The sequence below is a fragment of the Polymorphospora rubra genome, from assembly GCF_018324255.1.
Classification (GTDB): Bacteria; Actinomycetota; Actinomycetes; order Mycobacteriales; family Micromonosporaceae; genus Polymorphospora; species Polymorphospora rubra.
On sequence record NZ_AP023359.1, the window covers coordinates 4,997,022 to 5,015,100 of the forward strand.

Annotated in this window: 16 protein-coding genes and 1 tRNA gene; 9 read left to right on the top strand and 8 right to left on the bottom strand. The window is 70.6% G+C overall.

Features of this window, described 5'->3' with window-relative positions; genetic code table 11:
- Positions 1–75: 75 nt before the first annotated feature.
- The 5 genes from Prubr_RS22565 (at position 76) to Prubr_RS22585 (ending at position 2,659) form a co-directional block, all read left to right on the top strand.
- Positions 76–276 carry a hypothetical protein gene (locus Prubr_RS22565; RefSeq protein ID WP_212816893.1) on the top strand — a complete coding sequence of 67 codons (201 nt, stop codon included), beginning with the start codon at positions 76–78 and terminating at the stop codon, positions 274–276.
- 465 nt (positions 277–741) lie between these two features.
- Positions 742–1,164: a hypothetical protein gene (locus Prubr_RS22570; protein ID WP_212816894.1), complete on the top strand. Its 423-nt coding sequence runs from the start codon at positions 742–744 to the stop codon at positions 1,162–1,164.
- Positions 1,165–1,282: 118 nt separating this feature from the next.
- Positions 1,283–1,687 (top strand): GNAT family N-acetyltransferase, encoded by a 405-nt coding sequence (locus tag Prubr_RS22575; protein ID WP_281425952.1) that lies wholly within the window; start codon positions 1,283–1,285, stop codon positions 1,685–1,687.
- Positions 1,688–1,830: 143 nt separating this feature from the next.
- A complete protein-coding gene (locus Prubr_RS22580) occupies positions 1,831–2,448 on the top strand; it encodes a DUF6882 domain-containing protein (RefSeq protein WP_212816896.1) in 618 nt (205 codons plus the stop codon).
- Between the two features lie 85 nt (positions 2,449–2,533).
- Positions 2,534–2,659: transfer RNA gene (locus Prubr_RS22585), tRNA-OTHER, on the top strand.
- Between the two features lie 155 nt (positions 2,660–2,814).
- On the opposite strand, the gene Prubr_RS22590 is transcribed toward Prubr_RS22585, so the two are convergent.
- The 3 genes from Prubr_RS22590 to Prubr_RS22600 all read right to left on the bottom strand — a co-directional run bounded on the left by Prubr_RS22590 (position 2,815) and on the right by Prubr_RS22600 (position 10,152).
- Positions 2,815–6,804 (bottom strand): ThuA domain-containing protein, encoded by a 3,990-nt coding sequence (locus tag Prubr_RS22590; protein ID WP_212816897.1) that lies wholly within the window; start codon positions 6,802–6,804, stop codon positions 2,815–2,817.
- Between the two features lie 53 nt (positions 6,805–6,857).
- Positions 6,858–8,069, bottom strand: coding sequence for a multicopper oxidase domain-containing protein (locus Prubr_RS22595; protein ID WP_212816898.1), 1,212 nt, complete (start codon positions 8,067–8,069; stop codon positions 6,858–6,860).
- 94 nt (positions 8,070–8,163) lie between these two features.
- Positions 8,164–10,152 (bottom strand): OmpL47-type beta-barrel domain-containing protein, encoded by a 1,989-nt coding sequence (locus tag Prubr_RS22600; RefSeq protein WP_212816899.1) that lies wholly within the window; start codon positions 10,150–10,152, stop codon positions 8,164–8,166.
- A 514-nt stretch (positions 10,153–10,666) separates the two neighbouring features.
- Here Prubr_RS22600 and Prubr_RS22605 point away from each other — a divergent pair.
- Complete coding sequence (locus tag Prubr_RS22605) at positions 10,667–11,470, top strand: protein phosphatase 2C domain-containing protein (RefSeq protein WP_246567502.1); 804 nt, start codon at positions 10,667–10,669, stop codon at positions 11,468–11,470.
- Here the strand turns inward: Prubr_RS22605 and lipB are convergent.
- A complete protein-coding gene (gene lipB / locus Prubr_RS22610; RefSeq protein WP_246567505.1) occupies positions 11,458–12,126 on the bottom strand; it encodes a lipoyl(octanoyl) transferase LipB in 669 nt (222 codons plus the stop codon). The two genes, Prubr_RS22605 and lipB, sit on opposite strands and share 13 nt — an antisense overlap.
- 79 nt (positions 12,127–12,205) lie before the next feature.
- On the opposite strand from lipB, the gene Prubr_RS22615 reads away from it, so the two are divergent.
- Entirely contained in the window at positions 12,206–12,619 is a 414-nt protein-coding gene (locus Prubr_RS22615; RefSeq protein ID WP_212816901.1) for a GNAT family N-acetyltransferase, read from the top strand.
- A 266-nt stretch (positions 12,620–12,885) separates the two neighbouring features.
- Here the strand turns inward: Prubr_RS22615 and Prubr_RS22620 are convergent, their stop codons facing one another.
- The 4 genes from Prubr_RS22620 to Prubr_RS22635 form a co-directional block, all read right to left on the bottom strand.
- Positions 12,886–14,286: a hypothetical protein gene (locus tag Prubr_RS22620; RefSeq protein WP_212816902.1), complete on the bottom strand. Its 1,401-nt coding sequence runs from the start codon at positions 14,284–14,286 to the stop codon at positions 12,886–12,888.
- On the bottom strand, positions 14,283–14,813 hold the full coding sequence (locus Prubr_RS22625) for a SigE family RNA polymerase sigma factor (RefSeq protein WP_246567508.1): 531 nt from the start codon (positions 14,811–14,813) through the stop codon (positions 14,283–14,285). Before Prubr_RS22625 ends, Prubr_RS22620 begins: the two co-directional genes overlap by 4 nt.
- Positions 14,814–15,052: 239 nt before the next feature.
- A complete protein-coding gene (locus Prubr_RS22630) occupies positions 15,053–15,844 on the bottom strand; it encodes a hypothetical protein (RefSeq protein WP_212816904.1) in 792 nt (263 codons plus the stop codon).
- Positions 15,845–15,930: 86 nt separating this feature from the next.
- The gene (locus Prubr_RS22635; protein ID WP_212816905.1) at positions 15,931–16,098 is read right to left on the bottom strand and encodes a hypothetical protein; all 168 of its coding nucleotides are present in this window, start codon (positions 16,096–16,098) and stop codon (positions 15,931–15,933) included.
- Between the two features lie 165 nt (positions 16,099–16,263).
- On the opposite strand from Prubr_RS22635, the gene Prubr_RS22640 reads away from it, so the two are divergent.
- Together Prubr_RS22640 and Prubr_RS22645 are read left to right on the top strand one after the other, a co-directional pair.
- Positions 16,264–17,415 carry a sensor histidine kinase gene (locus Prubr_RS22640; RefSeq protein WP_212816906.1) on the top strand — a complete coding sequence of 384 codons (1,152 nt, stop codon included), beginning with the start codon at positions 16,264–16,266 and terminating at the stop codon, positions 17,413–17,415.
- The gene (locus Prubr_RS22645) at positions 17,403–18,068 is read left to right on the top strand and encodes a LuxR C-terminal-related transcriptional regulator (protein ID WP_212816907.1); all 666 of its coding nucleotides are present in this window, start codon (positions 17,403–17,405) and stop codon (positions 18,066–18,068) included. The genes Prubr_RS22640 and Prubr_RS22645 overlap by 13 nt, the downstream gene beginning before the upstream one ends.
- Positions 18,069–18,079 lie beyond the last annotated feature (11 nt).

Genomic DNA, 18,079 nt, shown 5'->3' on the forward strand with positions numbered 1-18,079 from the left:
CCGGATCAGGACCGCCGTTACGTAGCGCGTGGATACGCGATTCCCAAGCTGACGGTCGTCCTGCAAGATGGCTGCATGGGCGCTTGGCAGTCGATCGATGACCTGATCGTGCAACGGCGGATCCTCCCGGCGATGCAGGCGATTCGCCAGGCCGAGGGGTGCAGCCTCCAGCAAGCGATCGACGTCTTCGCGGAGCGGTACGAGCTTCTGCGGCGGACAAGGGCCGATGACTTCAAGGTCTCCCGTGACAAGTACTGGCGGGGTGTCTACACCTGAGCGGGTGTGTGACTGGCTGGGTGACGACCGGCACGTACCTGGGCGGACGAGCGTAGGCGACGTCAAGGTGAGGTTGCTGCGGGCAGGTGAGGGCTCCGTGATTGTTCCTGATGCGGAGACGGTCAGTCGGTTGCCGTCGGTAGGCGTAACCGAGGCGGCAGCGACGCAGCTGTGCAATTTGTCGTAGCGGCGATCTACAGTGTCGGCAGTGAGCCGGTCTGAGCAACCCTCGTGGAGAGCGCGGCTATGGGGGGTGGGTGGGAAGGTCCCCTGGGATCCTCGGGGCTGGATTAGTATCCGTGACCCCACCCCCCAACGCGTTGACCGAGCAGCCCGTTGAGGTCTCAGCGGCGTTACGGAAGTTGGTGGCCAACTGGGAAAATCGGTGACTCACGAGATGAGGTTGAGCGGAGACTTGGGCCTGCGGTCCACGCCGGCAGCGCTACCCGAGCCGTCTATGACTCGGTGGACCCGATGCTCGTCGTCACATACGACGGCGACGTGGTCGAACTTGTCGAAGTCGGCTGTGGCGTGGACGAACACGTCTTCCTCGACGGGGTGCAGTTGACCTACCGGTTCATGGACGAGGTGATGGCCGACCTGGCCGCCAAGGGGCACCTCGCTACCGCATCCGACATCGGCTTTGATTTCCAAGCCGGATTCTCGATCTTCTCGATGGCATCGCTGTCAGCTCGAGACCTGGACCCGAACTCGCCCGAGGATGACGGGCGCCATATCGTCGAGGGTGTTTCCATCGCGCCCTACTCCTACTTCACCGGGAACGATCTGCCGGCGAACGGGGCCGCCGGGGAGCGTCAGTTGATGCAGGTCGATCCCTGCGTCAACTCCAGCTACACCCCCGCCAGCCACCTCACCTGGCGGGTTTGACGTTCCTCCAAGGCCGCGACGGCCCCGCTGTGCGGCACCGTGCCCACTACCGCGGCAGGCCGGGCGCTGGTCCGGGGGCGGTCTACGGCGGGCTCAGCCGCGACGAACTGATCGCCCGATACGGGCAGCGCCCCGGTACACCGGCTGGCCAACCAGCACCGGATCCGCCTGTCCGTCGGACGCAAAGGCCAGTGAGGATGACGGAGTGCCGGGGTTCGTCAGCGTCTCGCCGAGCCGGGACCCGGACCTGGATCCGGGGTTTGTCGGCGAGATTCAGGCGGTCTATCTCCTGCCGGAGTACTGGGGGCAGGGCGTGGGCCAACTGTTGATGGCGGCGGGCTTGCGACGGTTGGGGGAGGCGGGCTACCACGAGGTGACCTTGTGGGTGCTCGAGACCAACTGGCGCGCCAGGCGCTTCTACGAAGCCGGCGGCTGGCGGGTCGACGGATCGACGAAGACGGACAGCTCTCGAGGCTTCCGCTTGGCCGAGATCCGTTACTGCCGTTGCCGTTCGACGGCTTGAACGGCGCCGGCGCGGCGGATGTGCCGGCCCCGCCGCTGAAAGCGCCAACTGTCCCACCACACGCCTGACGGTGCGGAGTCGGTAGGGTCTGGGCGCCCGACCGGTCGGGCGGCGTTGCGAGAGCGGAAGGATCTGTGGATCACGTGGATCAGCAGGCTGTGCATGACCATGAGCGGTGGGAGTCGGTCGTCTCGACCACCCGCGACAGTGTCGGGCAGCGGCAGGCGGCGATGGTCTCCGACCATGGGCTCAGCGGCGATGTGCAGTACCACTGGTCGATGGACGACGCCAGCATCGTCTGGTCGCGCGGCGGCCGGGACTTCGTTCATGGCCGCATCACGATGCTCGGCAGCGTGGACCACGTCCGGCAGACGTGGTTGTGGTCCTGGGCCAACGACTCGTTGCCGCAGGCTGTGCTCGGTGGCATCAACGCCGTACGTCAATACGGCGAGGAGCACGTGTTTCCCCTGCTGGTCTGGCCGAGCTTCCGCGCCGAGCAGACTCCGGTGACGCAGGCCAGGGTCGTCGCTGCCGGCGTGCTGGGCGCCGAGGGGTTGTGGTTCGAACCCGGCGATGAGGTGGACCTGCATTTCGCCATTCACGATCTGCGCCGGCTCTTATCGGCGACCGCTGCAGTGCCCGCAGTGCGGCCGCTCTACGGCGCCCGCCTCTTGAAGGATCCGGGTGATGTCGCGACCGCTCCTCGCCTTCATTGCCGCGGGACAGGGCTTCTCATCTGGCACCACGACGGGCGGGGCTGATGACGGTCGACCGTGACAGTGCCGACTGAGCGGCTGCCCCACATTCAGGTCGCATGACCAGGCCGAGCCGGGGCAGAGTGGCACTGGACCGGTGGCAGAGCCGGGTTATTGCAGCGCCGAAAGTCGGTGCCGTGCACGCGCGGCGACTCGAAGGCGCGTGGGGCCACTGGCGTGCCACGCCCCACCGGGGGTTCGAATCCCCTCCGGTCCGCGAGGAGCGTTCCGGCACGTCAGGTCCGGTGTAGAGCGGTTCACAGGCCGGTGACCGATCGACAACGACAGACGGGGGCCGCCGCGGCGGCCCCCGTCATCTTTCGCTCGGGATGTGCCGGGTACGGGTCACAGCCCGTACCCGGCACCGGTGGGTCAGAGTTTGCGGACCCGGACGTCCCGGAAATCCATCACGTCGTTGTTGCCGTGGTTCTGCAGCCCGACGAAGCCGCTGGTGAACTGGCGCAGGTCCGTGGACGGGTCACCCGCCCGCGACGACTGCTTGCCGGGGACGTTGTCGAACACGTTGATCGTCACGCCGTTGCGGATGATCGTGTAGCGCTGTCCGACGACCCGGATCTCGTAGTCGTTCCACTCACCCTTCGGGGTGATCCGGGCCTGTTCCAGATTGTTCGGCTGGAAGTTGTAGACCGAACCGGTCTTCTGCGTCTCGCCGGTCGTCCCGTCGTACAGCTGGATCTCGTGGCCGCAGAAGATCGCGACCCAGGCCGGCGAGGTACGCGCCGAGCCCATCGTTCCGCAACTGCCCTCCGGTCGTTCCTCCACCGGGGTCCGTGGGTCGGGGAACCGTACGAAGACTCCACTGTTGGCGCGTACGGTGCCCGGTGAACTGTCCCGGAACCGCAGCTTGATCGAGTAGTCGGCGAACTCCTCCTTGGCGTACCAGAGCATGCCGAGCCCGCCGGAGGTGCTCATGGTGCCGTCGGGGTGGACCTTGAACGACCCGCCGGGTGCCTGCCGCCAGTCGGCGAGCGAGTACGCCGTACCGTCGAACAGCGGCTTGTAGCCGGCGGTCCGGCCGATCGGGGAGGCGGCACCGGCCGCGCGCAGCGTCGCCGCCTCCTCGTTGTTGACGGCGCCGCTGGAGTTGAGTCCGGCGACGACCTCGTCGAGGTGGCTGGTGAACGAGCCCTGGTTGGGCCATTCCCGTTCGTCGTCGATCAGGTCGTTGATCGTGCAGCCGCCACCGGCGTCGTGGTTGGTGACCCCGGTGTCGCTGTCGAGCAGCCACACCGTGTCCCGCGAGTCGGGTGCGACGCAGCCGGTGCTCACCTCGACGGTGTGCTCGGCGACCTCGCCGTCGGCGTAGGTGACCTTCACCTTGGCCTGGTAGGTGCCGTGCTTGCGGTAGGTGAACGTCGGGTGCGGCTGGGTCGACATCCGGTTGCCCTCGCCGAACGTCCACTCCCAGGCGATGCCGCCGACGCGGTGGCTGGAGAACTGCACCGTACGCGGCTGGCTCTGGTCGGTCACCCGGGCCGTGGCGTACTCCGGTCCGGGCGTCTCCGCCCCGCCGGTGTAGGTGATCCGGATCAGCTTCTGGTTGCTGTGCAGGCTGAAGAAGCCGCCGGCGTAGTCGAGCATGTAGAGCGCGCCGTCCGGGCCGAACTTGGCGTCCATCCAGGACTGGAGCTGGTTGGCGCCGCTGCCGCCCGGGATGATCGCCTTGAGGTCCTCGGCGAACGCCGGGGCGCCCTGGCTCGGCACGTTCGCCGGGTCGACGGTGACCGCGATCCGGTTGCCGGAGTTCGACTGGTCGCCGATGAACCACTTGTTGTCCCAGTACGCCGGCCAGGCGACCCCGCTGTTGGTGTCGACCTTCGACCGGTGGTAGGTCGGCCCGTCCATCACGGCCTGGCCGCCGCCACGCAGGTACGGGCGGGTGAAGGTCTCCTCGCCGGTGACGTACGACGGGAGGCCGCTGCCGTCGGTGCGGGTCGGGTAGACCGGCCCGCCGCCCTGCGGCGAGTACCAGATCATGTTGTCGCGGGCCGGCGGGATGTTGACCAGGCCGGTGTTGCGCGGCGACTCGTTCTTCAGGTTGTCGCAGTCGTACCAGCCGGTCAGGACCGTCGCGTCGGTGTTGCTGCGGTCCCGGTACGGCTGCCGGTTACCCATGCAGTACGGCCAGCCCTGGTTTCCGGCCGAGGTGATGATGGTGGCGGTCTCGTACTTCGCCGGTCCCAGCTCGGGGCTGGGGGCGGCGGCGTCCGGGCCGACCCAGGCGGCGGTCAGCCAGTTGTTGACCGGGTCCCAGGCGAGCCGGGACGGGTTGCGGACACCCATGACGTAGATCTCGGGGCGGGTCTTGCCGCCGCCCTCCTCCTGCCCGGTGAACAGGTTGCCCTCCGGGATCGTGTACGTCCCGTCGGCCTCCGGGTGGATGCGCAGGATCTTGCCGTTGAGGTCGTTGGTGTTGCCGGACGTACGGCGGGCGTCCTGGAACGAGATGCCGGCGTACTCCTGGGTCCAGTTGTTGCCGGAGTAGCCGCTGGAGCCGCCGGAGGAGTTGCTGTCCCCGGTGCCGACGTACAGGTTGCCGTCGTTGTCGAAGGTCATGCCGCCACCGGCGTGGCAGCAGCTGTGGATCTGGGTGTCCCAGTTGAGCAGGTCCTTGCGGGTGTCCTGGTCGATCGTGGCGGCCTCGCGGTCGTAGGTGAACCGGGAGATGGTCCGCTGACCGATCCGGTTCTCCCGGTCGATCGACTCGTGCGGCATCCAGTACGCGTAGACCCAGCCGTTCTCGGCGAACTTCGGGTCGAGGGTGATGCCGAGCAGGCCCTCCTCGTTCTTGACCAGCTCGCTGCCGCTGCCCCGGTTGCCCATCACCGCCAGCGTCGTCAGGAGCTTGACCTGCTTCGTCCGCGGATCCCACTGGTGGATGGTGCCGCAGCCGCGGCCGACGTTCTCGTTCGACCAGTCGACGATCGGGCCGGACGCGCAGGCGCCGCGACCGATGTAGAAGACCGTGCCGTCCGGGGCGATGGTGAGGCCGTGCGGCTCACCGATCTGGTCCATCTGGCCGGACTGGTTGGTGGTGGTGAGCCGCTCGACCCGGTAGTTGGCGGCGATCGTCGCCTTGCAGTCGCCGCGGACCGTGCCGGCGGTCCACTGGATCGCGCCGAGCAGGTGGTTACGGAACTGGGTGTCGTTGGTCCAGCTCGCCTCGGTGCGGCCCATGCCGGTGTAGAACGACCGGCCGCCGTCGTAGTCGTGGCACCAGGAGATCGGGTGGAACGGGCCGTTGCCGCTCAGGCCGGGGTTGTAGCTGGTCTCGTCGACCTGGGCGATGGTGTGCACCCGGCCGACCGGGCTCGGGTCCCAGTTGATCCACTGGTCGGAGCGGGTCCAGGTGAGCGGGAGTCCGTCGTTGGCCGGGTGGTTGCGGTCGGTGACGTTGACCTTGGCCTCCTGGACCTGGCTCTCCGGTGCCGGCCCGGCCTCCGCGCCGATCAGCCACAGTTCGGCGAGCTGGATCAGCGGCTCGCCGCTGTTGGCGGTGATGTCCAGCCGGTAGTACTGGTAGGCCGTGGTGTTGGTGAAGGAGAACTGCCGGGTCAGGAACCGGGACGGGAACGTCTCCCCGCTGCGGCTGTCCAGATCGGTCCAGGTCTGCCCGTCGTTGGAACCACGCAGCGTCCAGTTGCGCGGGTCCCGACCGGGGGAGTCGTTGGCCGAGGTCAGGGCGTACCGGCTGATCACCGTCGGCTCGGCCAGCTTGCCGGTCAGCCAGCCGGTCGTCGTCCGGGTCAGCCACTTCGTGCCCGTCGAGCCGTCGAAGGCGTGCTGCGCGGTCTCGTTCGGCGGGTTGTTGCCGCTCGCGGTGGCCTCGACGACGTCCTCCGACGGCGGCAGGCTGGGCGCCGGCCGGGTGCCGATCAGGCCGGTGAACCACTCCGAGGTCGGCTGGGCGTACGCCGCGTCGTGGACGCCGACGAAGCCGCCGCCGCCCTTGACGTACGACTGGAACGCCGCCTCCTGCGCGTCGTTGAGGGTCACCCCGTTGGCGGAGAGGAAGACCACGCTGCGGTAGCGGGCCAGGTTCTCGGGGTTGAAGACGCTCGGGTCCGCGGACTGGTGGACGTAGAAGCCGTGCTCGTTGCCGAGCTTGCGGATGATGTTGGTGGCCCGGTTCACCGGGTCGGCCTGCTCGGCCTCGGGGCCGTGGAACACCAGGACGTTGACCACCCGGTTGCCCCAGGTGGGCGGCGCCGCGGACACGGCGGGCGTGGCGGCCGGGACGGTCAGCATGCCGGCCAGCAGGGTGGCGGCCGCGGCGACCGCGACGGCGGGACGGATCGGTCTTGTCGGGCGGGGGATCCTGAAATGGCGTCTGTCGGCCATTCCTGCTCCTTACGGGGTTGGCGGGTCACGCCGGGGTGGTGGGGACGGTCGGATCAGCGGTGGCCGGCGTGCGGGTCGGTGGACTGGTCGCCGCCGGCCGCCGGGGCGCCGTCGGTGGACCCGCCGTTGTTCAGCGGCGTGCGGTTGACGACCTCCCGGTGCTGGTGGCCACCCGGCGGCATCTGCCCGTTCTCGTCCAGGACGTGCAGCGTGGTCGCCATGCCGAGGTCGGAGTGGAACTGCATGTGGCAGTGCAGCATCCAGTGGCCCGGACCCACCGAGTCACCGGCGGTGATCGTCACACCGAACGAGTCACCCGGGCCGAGGGTCTTGTTGTCGATCACCGGGATCGAGTCGACCAGTGCCTTGTTGTCGCCGACCACCACCCCGGTACGGGTGTCCGCCCACGAGTGTCCGTGGACGTGCCAGGTGTGCATGTCGTCGCCCATGCCGATGACGATGAACTCGACCCGTTCACCGATCTTGGCGACGAAGCAGGCCGGACCCGGCACCGGGTTCTCCAGGTCGCAGTTGTCCGCCGCCGCCCCGCGCCGCAGGTTGATGCTCTGCCGGTCACCGAAGGCGGTCACGTACGTGCGGTCCGGGCGGACGTCGCCCTGGCGGCGTACGACCAGGCCGCCGAAGAGCCCGGAGTTGAGGCCCTGGGTGCCGTGGGTGCCGCCGACCACGTGGTCGTGGTACCACCAGTAGCCGGCCGTGCCCGGCGATCCCGTCCGGGAGCTGCGCGGCTTGGCGTACCAGGTGTAGGTCCGCGACTGGCCCGGCGCCACGAACGAGCCGCTGTGCACGGTGCCGTCGGAGTCCTGGGTGTACTTCACCCCGTGGACGTGCAGCGAGACGCCGAGCGGGTGCGTGGGGTTCGTACGCAGCTGCGACAGCGTCTCCGCCGACACCTGGTTGTGCAGGGTGATCGCCAGGCACTCGCCCTCGATCATCTCCATCGTCGGACCCGGGTAGGAGGCAGTCTCCGGGGTCAGGCCGTAGCCGAGCCGGATCTGGTTGGTGACCGGGTCGCGGGGCAGCTCCACCGCGTACATCTGCAGTTCGCGGTCGGGTGCGACGCAGCCCTCGGGGCGCGCACCGTCCTGCGCTTCGGTGACGACGGTGTTGTTGTTCAGGGCGAAGGCGGTGCCGGCGCCGGCGAACGTCACCAGCAGGACCGCCAGGACCATCCCCGCCCGGCTGGCGCTGCTGCTCAGGAATCCGGCGGGTCTGGAACGCTGCTCGATCTGGTCTGTATCCAAGGTCGTTTCCAATCGCTGAGCCGACCACGGTCGGTGCGGGGGTGGGGCGTCGTGGTGGTGCGCCGCGCGGGCGCGGCGCACCACCGGGATCGGGTCACGGGGTCAGCGGGGCGACCCGGACGTTGCGGTAGCTGACGATGTCGTTGGCGCCGTGGACCTGCAGGCCGATGTACCCGTGGGTACGCTGCCGGCCGGCGCCGCCGGGGTCGTCCGCCCGGGGCGGGTCGAAGACCGCGTCCGGGGTGTTGACGAACTCGTTGATCAGCTCACCGTTGCGGTAGATCGAGTAGTGCTGGCCCACCACCCGGATCTCGTAGTCGTTCCAGGTGCCCTTCGGCGTCACTCCCGCGCCGTCGAGGGCGACGCCGTCGAAGCCGTACACCGAGCCGGTCTTGTACCGGTCGCCGGAGGGGCTGTCGAAGACCTGGATCTCGTGGCCGTACTTGATCGCGACCCATTCGGGGCGCGGCTCGCTCGGGTGCTGGTGCACGCCGGGAAAGCGGACGAAGACACCGCTGTTGGCGCGGGCGTCGCCGGGCGCGTCGTCCCGCCACTGCAGCTTCATGGAGAAGTCGCCGTAGCTGCGGATCGGGAACCACAGCATGCCGAGGCCGGCGACCGGACGGCTGGTGATCGAGCCGTCGGCGTTGCGGGTGAAGCCACCCGCCCCGACGTGCTCCCACTGGTCGAACGAGGAGCCCGACCGGTCCAGGATCGACCGGTAGCCGGTCTGCGCGTCCGACTTGCCGACCGCCGACGCGGTCGCCGTCTCGATCAGCGTGGCCCGCTCGGCGTTGTTGATCACCCCGAGCTCACGCAGGTTCTTCGCGACCGCCCGGACGTGCTGCATGAACTCGGTGTGGTTGAGCCACAGCCGCTCGCTGGCGATCAGGTTGTTGATGGTGCAGCCGGTCCCGACCAGCCGGTTCGGCACACCGCTGTTCAGCGTGCCGAGCCAGACGACCGGGCGGGTGTCCAGCACCGGGCACTCCGGGTTGCCGCCGCCAACCACCACCGTGAAGCTGACCGACTGCGCGTCGGAGGTGTTGCCGGCCTGGTCGGTGGCCCGGTAGGTCAGCGTGTGCTGGCCGGGCCGGTTCACCGTGACCGGCGCGGTGTAGCTGGTGTACGCGCCCGCGTCGAGGGAGTACTCGACGGTGTCGACCCCGGACTCGGTGTCGGTCGCGGTGAGGGTGACGGTGGCGGCGCCCACGTAGGCGCCGGTGTCGTCCCGGTTGCCGGTGACCGCGGCGGTCACCGTCGGCGGCGTGGTGTCCGGGTCCGGCGGCGGCACGACCGTGAACGACACCGAGCCCGGCGTGGAGGTGTTGCCCGCCAGGTCGGTGGCCCGGTAGCTCAGCGTGTGCTGACCCGTCTCGTTGACCGTCACCGGTGCGGTGTACTCCGTGTACGCGCCCCCGTCGAGGGAGTACTCGACGGTGTCGACCCCGGATTCGCTGTCGGTGGCGGTGAGGCTGACGGTCGCGGCGCCGATGTAGGCGCCGCTGCCGTTCTGCTGCCCGGAGAGCGCCGCGGTCACCGTCGGCGGCGTGGTGTCCTCGCCGGTGTCGTCGGAGACGATGAGCAGGCCGTTCATCAGCCCGTGGCCGGGGATGGCGCAGAAGTAGCGGTAGGTGCCGGGGGTGAGCACCACGTCCACTGTCCACCGACCGCCGTTGGCGTCGAACGGGTCGGCCAGGATGTTCACGTTCACATCCTGGTTGTAGGTGGGGTCACCGGTTTCGAACGTCAGGGTGTGCTGCATTCCGGAGGTGTTGCCGGTCGCGGCGCTGTTCTCGAAGACCAACGTCGCCGGGCCGGGGCTCGCGGTCGCGGGGGCGGTGGTGTACGACGAGACGTCGTTGCCCGCCGTCCAGGTGAGCACCTGGGCGTCCCGCTGCTGCGGTGGGCCGTCGTCGCCGTTGGGGCGGGCGCCGGCCGGCGTGGAGGCCAACGTGGAGCTGAGCAGCATCGCGGTGGCGGCCACGAGTGCGGTCAGGGGCCGCCGGAACCGGCTGGCGGTGGTGCGGCGCGGCGGTGGTCTCAGGCGGCGACCGGGTGCACCGGTGGGTGGGATTGGCATGTCCGGCAAACCTTTCACATCTGTCCTTTTAGGACTGTGGCGAGAGTCGCGCGGGATGTCGCGGAACGGGGGTGGGTGGATGAGGGCGCGCGGCAGCCGAGTCCGGACCTGGTTCGCGGTCAGACTCGACGCCGTGGAGGCCACGGGGAGGTACGGGACGGTGTGACTCGAGAGCGCGCGGGGGCGGGTCCGGTGTGGTGTGCCGGGACTGCCGCGCGTCGGACGGGAGCGGGCGACTACGGGACAGGGCGCGTGCCGTCGCGCCGGATCGAGTACTGCCAGTGCTCTCCGAGGGTGCCACGCCCCGTGAGGTGTGCCTTCCGGGTGGTGGACGCCCACCCGTCGACACGTTCGGTGAGCTACCGCGCCGTCGGTTTACCTCGCCGAAACAAGTTGCTAGCGTCAGACCTTAACGGACTTAGTATCGAGGTGTCCATATCTTTCGCCGGAGCCATCCGGACTTTTATCAATATTGACGAAAGACTTTCATGCCCGCTCAGTTGCACCCTCGACCGTGGACGTAACCTCGGCCACGGCGGCCGGCATCCCAGGGGGACCGAACGAGGACTGGGCCGCCGCGGCCGACGGGCTCATGGTCGTACTCGACGGAGCGACCGCCCGGACCGCGACCGGCTGCACCCACGGCGTCGCCTGGTACGCCGCCCAGCTCGGCTCCTCGATCGTCGACCTGGCCGCCGACCGTCGGGTCCGCCTCGACGACGCCCTGGCGACCGCGATCCGTCGCACCGCCGACCGGCACCGGGAATGCGACCTGACCCACCCCGGCACCCCGTCGGCCGGCGTCGCCGTCGTACGGCTCGACGGCGCCGTACTCGAATACCTCGTCCTCGGCGACGTCACCGTGGTCATCGACACCCCCGACGGCATCCGGGCCGTCACCGACGACCGGGTGGACCGGACCGCGACAGCCGAACGCGCCGACGCCGACCGGCATCCGCTCGGCTCCGCCGAGAAGCAGGCCGCACTGCTGCGCATGAAGCACGCCGAACTGGCGGCACGCAACCGGTCCGGCGGCTACTGGATCGCCGCCGCCGACCCGACCGCCGCGGCGCACGCCATCACCGGCTCGCTGCCGTCCGACGCCGTCCGGCGGGTTGCCCTGCTCACCGACGGCGCGGCCCGGCTCGTCAGCCCGTTCGGGCTACTCGACTGGCCCACGCTGCTCGACCTGCTCGACACCACCGGCCCGCCCGGACTGATCCGCCGCGTCCGGGCAGCCGAGGCGACCGACCCGTCGTGCCTGCGCTGGCCCCGCAACAAACGCGGCGACGACGCCACCGTCGTCTACGCCCGCTGACCCGGACCGGCACCCCGGGCATCCAGATGCCGGGCGACCGCGTCGCGCACCTCGGCGTCCGAAGGCGCCGGCACCCCCTGTTCCTCGGCGAGCCGGCGGACGGAGGTGATCGTGACGTCCGCCAGACCGCACGAGACGAAGGAGTCGAACACCGCCATGTCCGGGGCGACGTTGAGCGAGAAGCCGTGGCTGGTGACGGTGCCACGGACCCGCATCCCGATCGAGGCGATCTTGCGATGGTCCGGTGTCCAGACGCCGACGAGACTCGTGCCGCCGCGCGGCGTGTCCCGACGTACGGCGGCGAAGCCCAGCTCGGCGAGCGCGGCGACGAGGCCGTGCTCGAGCCACCGGACCACGTCGCCGGGACCACGTTCCCGCAGGCCCAACACGAGATACCCGACGAGTTGGCCGGGCCCGTGATAGGTGGCCTGACCGCCGCGGTCGACCAACACCGTCGGTACGTCCGGAGGCAGGCCGACGAGGTCCGCCGGATCCGTCGTACGCCCGTAGGTGACCACGGGCGGATGGCTGAGCAGGAACAGCCGGTCACCGGCCAGGCCCTCGCGGCGCTCGCGTACCCACCCGTCCATGTCCGCCATCGCGCGGTCGTACGGCACCTCGCCGAGGTCCACCCGGGTCAGTGGCGGCAGTGCCACGGGCCGCCGTCGACCCGGACCACCCGGCGCGCTCACGCTCATTCCTGTTCCGTCCCCGTGGATGTAGGACACTCCTGCCGTGGCAGAACTAACCTTCGGTACCGAAGATTCCGAGCTGGAGAAGCGCCTCTCTGACGAGTTGGACGCTATCAACAACGCGGCCGTCGCCTCCGACGACCAGACCCCGCTGTCGATCAGACTGGTCGACGACGACGGCGTCCTTCAGGGCGGACTCACCGGCTGGACCTGGGGCGGCTGCGGCGGGATCACGTCCCTGTGGCTGGCATCCGACCTGCGTGGGCAGGGCTGGGGCGAACGCCTCCTCGCCGCCGCCGAGGACGAGATCCGCCGGCGCGGCTGTGACCGGGTCGTGGTGGCCACGATGTCCTTCCAGGCGCCCGGTTTCTACCTGCGATTCGGCTACCGGGAGGTCGGCCGCACCCCCGACATGCCGGACGGGACGGCGAAACACCACTTCCACAAGCGGCTCTGACCCGGCGGCCGTAACGGGTCGTCCGAGATGGTTCGGGCGCCCGGGGACGGGTTGTCGTGGGCCGGGTTCGGCGACGGGGCGGGTGTCGCTGTCACGGCCCACAGCGAATTGGGCGTATCCACAGCGAACTCGCTGTGGACCGGAACAGCAACCCTGCCCGTCACGCTCGGGTGAGGACCATTCCGGGGCCGGCAACGCGGCCTGCACTGCCGTCTCCTCGAATGATGCGACGCCAGGTTCCCGCCAGATCGTGCGAGAACGCCGTTCTAGGGCACGATCCGGGTCGCCGGGGTGTCGCCCGGTGGGCCGGACAGATTGTTCTCCAACGGCGGCACCGGAGTGGTCAAGACCGGGCCGTCGCCGGCGCGAGCGGTCACCGTCGCCGCCGCGTCCGGCGGCAGGGTCGCCTCGCCGAAGCCGAACGGGTCGAGCCGGACGGCCACGGCGGCGGCCCCGTGGGGCGTGAGCGAGACCGCGGTCGCGCCCGCGGCGGCCACCACGAGCACCCTGTCGGTCGCGTCGTCCCTGCCCTCGGCACGCAGCCGCCACGCGAGCGGCCGTTCGTCGGCGCCGTCGGCCGGTAGCAGCAGGCGCAGATCCAGCCGCATCGATCGAGGGGTGCCGTGGAACGCGTACGCGAGCACGCCGCCACCCTCGGGCCGGACGGTCAACAGCGCGGCCGCCTGCCCGTTGACCGTGCCCCACCAGCGCAGCCGTACGGAGACGTCCCGCACCGTCAGCCGGCTGTCGCGCAACGCCCAGCCGACGAAGGCCCGGAGAATGTCGCGGTCGGGTGCCGGACCCGCGAAGTCGGACAGGACGGTGGTCATCATCGCCTCGGTCGAAGCGTGCGGGTCGACCGTGTCGGTGGCCCCCGACCAACTGCCGCTGACGCCATGGCGGATCAGGTCGCCGTCGGAGGTGGTGACCTCGGCGGTGATGCCCGGGTCGACGGGGGTGGGCGCGATCGACGCCACCCCGATGCCGCTGGCCTGCGAGACGACGACCTGACGGCGGGCCAGCGTCCCGGAGGGACGGTAGTCGACGCCGCTGCCGATCGTCACGGTGCTACCGACGGGGGCGACCACGACCGCCACCCCACCGGTGGCCGCGTCGACCCGCATCCAACTCGCCACCGGACTGTCGCTGTCGGAGCTGCTGCTCTGCGTCATCTGGCCGGCGGCGGCACCGGCCGGCCCGTGGTACCAGAAAAGCTCGGAGACGGTGACGACGCCCAGCCGCAGCGGCACGAGAAGCAGCGCCAGCCGGTGCGGCCCGACGTCGTCGGCGTAGACGATCCGGATCGCGTCGCGGTCGAGGACCCGCCAGACGCCTTCCGGGTCCTCGACGTCCGCCACCTGCCGCCGGAGCCCGGCCAGCCACGCCCGGTCGGCCGTCAACGCCCCCCGCGGCGGCTCCTCGTTCCAGGTGGACCACACACCGGACACCGGTACCGCCGGCACCCAGCCCGGCAGCGGGACCAGGTTCGTCTGGATCCCGACCGCCGCCGCCAGCATCGCCGCGACGACCGCGACCCGGACCCGCCGGGCACGCCGGCGCGCACCCCGCCGGCGCGCGAAGCCCGGCCACGGATCCTCGGGTACGGGCACCCCGTACGCCTCACGCTCGAGGGTTTCACGCAGCGCAGACTCGATTCGTGGGGTCATGCGGGACCTCCCTGCAGGGTCGTCGATACAGCGGGGGCGGTCTGGTGAAGTTCCGCGCGCAGCCGGGCGAGGCCGCGCGAGGCCTGACTCTTCACCGAGCCGATCGAGCAGTTCAGGACCCGTGCGATGTCCGCCTCGCTGAGGTCCTCGAAGTAGCGCAGTACGAGCACCGCCCGGGTCTTTCGCGGCAGCCGGCGTAACGCCTGTAGCAGCTCGTGTCGATGTTCGACCTGCACGTACGGGTCCGTCGCCGGCCCCGGGTCCGTGGCCCGCAGTTCCACCTCGGCCACCCGACGGCGCCGCCGCCACGAGATGGCCGTGTTGACCATCACCCGCCGGACGTACACCTCCGGCGCGTCCTTGCGCAGGATCCGCGACCAGTGCCGGTGTGTCTTCTCCAACGCCGACTGGACCAGGTCCTCGGCGGTGCCCCGATCGCCGGTCAGCAGGTAGGCCGTCCTGGTCAGCGGCCCCCACTGGGTCCGTACGAACAGTTGGAACTCCGCATCGTGCGTTGCCGATGCCACGCCGTGCCACCCCCGGTCGAGTTCGATGCCGTCCTGGCCGATAACGAGCAAGACGTCGGCCGACCATCGCCGGGTTGAGTCGGATCGCATACGAATTTCCGGACGCCAGGCGGGTGGTGCTTATCCGCGACGCCGCTGAGCTACCCGACGGCCTTCCCACAGGTCATGATCAGAAAGCGGGCGGTGACACGGTCAGCGGTTCGCCGCCGGCGAGAGCACGGACCACCGGGACGTCGACGTCATGGCCGGCCCCGGCGGTCTTTCCTGTTCGGCGCCGGAGTACACGTCATGCCCGGAGCGATGTCGTGGGAGCAGAGTGCGCACCAGTGGGCGGGGACGGTTTCGTGCCCGATCGCCGCGTAGACGGTCGGGTTGGCGTCGGCCGCCTGTCGAGGCGTACGGGCGAAGTAGCGCACGGTCCAGCGGTCCTGTTCTGGTGGCCAGCCGCTCAGCGTGGCCTCGATGGCGGTGGAGTCGTCGGCCCACCACAGGTCGGCCGGCCCGGTGGCTTCGGGAACGGGTGGCGGGAGCCGTTCCTCGTCGACGACCGGCAGGACCTCCGGCGGGGTGAAACAGGCGAAGGTCCGGTGCGGCCAGGACCGCATGGCAACCAGGAGTGCGTGCTTCTCCAACCGCTGGTCGACGGACCGGTCGATGATGCGGTAAGGCCACCGTCCCGGTCCCATGGCGGTCCTGCCGTCGGTGAGGACGTCGATGCCCCACGTCTGGTCGCCGTCCAGGATGCCGGGGAAGGCCGGCCCGAGCGGGCTGTGGTGGCCGGTGGCCACACCGTCGAGCCCGTACTCCATTCCGTTGCTGCCCATGACGGGGTAGCAGAGGCCGCCGTAGCGTTCCTCGAACCGGACCATGGCGGTGACCAGTTCTTCGGGTGCCGGTTCGTCGCGGCCGTCGACGGTCATGGCGGCGGCGGACCGGATGCGGGCCTCGGTCATGTGCGGCAGCCGGCGGGCGTGTTCCGCCAGGAACCGGCGGAGGCGGGGAGAGACCGGGGGATCGTCGCCGACGTACACGTCGGGGAACCTACCGGCCCGGGCCCGCCGGCGGGGGCCCGGAGAGCCGCACCCTGGGCGCCTCGTCGACGGCCGGGCCGACGAGGTCAGGCGCGCCGGCGGCGGGCGGTGACCAGGCCGGCGATCGAGCCGACCGCGACGAGGCCGGTGACGAGCTGAAGCGTGATCTGTCCCGCCCCGCCCGGCATGAGCAGGTTGGTGGCGGCGTTGGCGACGACCGAGACGGCCAGTACGACCCAGAGCAGGTTCTTCACGGTCGGTTCCTTCCGAATGTGGCGGGCGGTGACACCTACGAGTCTGCTGCCGGCCGAGCCGCCCGACGATGGCCCCCACTCCCGAACCCATGGTGTAGCCCGCTACACCATGCCCGGCGGGCCCACCCCACCGGCAACCCCGGATCCGGCGCCTAGCCTGGGCCCATGCGTACGGCGTTGCGGCAGGCGGGGCGGGCCACGTACGGGCTGTTCGGCGCCGCCGGACTGGCCCTGGTCTCCTACGCCTTCCTCGGACTGATCCTGTTCACCGCGCTGATCACCCTCACCGTCGTCGGCGCGGGCGTGCTGCCCGAAACGGTGCTGCTGCTGCGCCGGCTCGCCGGGCTCAAGCGGCGCCAGGTGGCGACGTACGCCGGGGTCGAGATCCCGGCCCGCTATCTGCCGTTGACCGGTCCGCTCACCGACCGGGTACGGGCCGCGCTGACCGATCCGGGGACCCGCCGCGACCTGCGCTGGCTGCTGTGGCACCTGCTGTACGGGCTGGGTCTGGCCTGCGCCGCGCTGACGGTGTGGCCGTTCGCCGTGCTCGTCGACGGGGTGTGGGCCGGTCTGCTGGGCCGGCCGCCGGTGCTGCTGCCGGTCATCGACCGGCTCGCCGGACTCGACGCCACCTGGACCCGGGCGCTGCTGCTGCCGTCGCCGAACGACCGGCTCGCCGAGCGGGTGGTCGAGCTGACCGAGACCCGGGCGGCGGCGATCGCCGCGCACGGGGCGGAACTGCGGCGTATCGAGCGGGACCTGCACGACGGCACCCAGGCGCGGCTGGTGGCGCTGTCGATGCGGGTGGGTCTCGCCCGGCGGGCGTACGACCGGGACCCGGACGCCGCCCGGGCGCTGCTGGACCAGGCGCAGGACCAGGCCGAGCAGGCTCTCGCCGAACTGCGGCACGTGATCCGGGGCATCTACCCGCCGATCCTGACCGACCGCGGCCTGGTCGGCGCGGTACGGGCGCTCGCGGCCAGCAGCGGACTCGAGGTGGCCGTCGAGGCGGACGGGCTGCCGCAGGCGCGGGCGGCGGCGGCGGTCGAGGCGGCGGCGTACTTCGTCGTCGCGGAGTCGCTGACGAACGTGGCCCGGCACAGCGGCACCAGCAGGGCCACGGTCCGGCTGGCGAAGGACGCGGATACGCTGGCGATCCACGTCCGGGACGACGGGCGGGGCGGGGCCGACGAGGCTGCCGGCAGCGGCCTGCTCGGCATCCGGCGCCGGGTCGCCGCCCTCGACGGCACGATGCGGGTGAGCAGCCCTGCCGGAGGGCCGACCGAGATCCGGATAGGACTGCCGTGCGCGTGGTGATCGCCGAAGACAACGCCCTGCTGCGTGAGGGGCTGGTGCTGCTGCTGACCTCGGCCGGGCACGAGGTGGTGGCGGTCGCGGTCAACGGCCCCGAGGTGCTGCCCGCCCTCCTGGAGCACCGTCCGGACGTCGCCGTCGTCGACGTACGGCTGCCGCCGGGCCTGCGTGACGAGGGCCTGCGCGCCGCGCTCGACGCCCGCGCGGCGGTGCCCGGACTGCCGGTCCTGGTGCTGTCCCAGTACGTCGAGGAGATGTACGCGACCGAGCTGCTCAGCGGCGGCGCGAACGGCGTCGGCTATCTGCTGAAGGACCGCATCGGCCGGGTCGACGAGTTCCTCGACGCCCTGGAGCGGGTCGCGGCCGGCGGCACCGCCCTCGACCCGGAGGTGGTGACCGAGCTGATGAGCCGGCGCCGCGACGACCCGCTGGCCGCCCTGACCCCGCGCGAACTCGAGGTGCTGCGGCTGATGGCCGAGGGGCACGACAACACGACGATCGCCCGGACACTGGTGGTGACCGAACGGGCGGTCAGCAAGCACATCGGCAACGTCTTCGCCAAGCTCGGGCTGCCGCCCAGCGACAGCGGGCACCGGCGGGTCCTCGCCGTGCTGGCCTACCTTCAGCACGGCGAGGCACGGGGCCCGGCCCGCTAGCGCGCCGGTGG

Excerpts from the sequence above, each read along its gene's own strand:
- Prubr_RS22620 (WP_212816902.1), bottom strand. The coding sequence starts at position 14,286 with ATGACCCCACGAATCGAGTCTGCGCTGCGTGAAACCCTCGAGCGTGAG.
- Prubr_RS22600 (WP_212816899.1), bottom strand. The coding sequence starts at position 10,152 with ATGCCAATCCCACCCACCGGTGCACCCGGTCGCCGCCTGAGACCACCG.
- Prubr_RS22640 (WP_212816906.1), top strand. The coding sequence starts at position 16,264 with ATGCGTACGGCGTTGCGGCAGGCGGGGCGGGCCACGTACGGGCTGTTC.
- Prubr_RS22590 (WP_212816897.1), bottom strand. The coding sequence starts at position 6,804 with ATGGCCGACAGACGCCATTTCAGGATCCCCCGCCCGACAAGACCGATC.
- Prubr_RS22565 (WP_212816893.1), top strand. The coding sequence starts at position 76 with ATGGGCGCTTGGCAGTCGATCGATGACCTGATCGTGCAACGGCGGATC.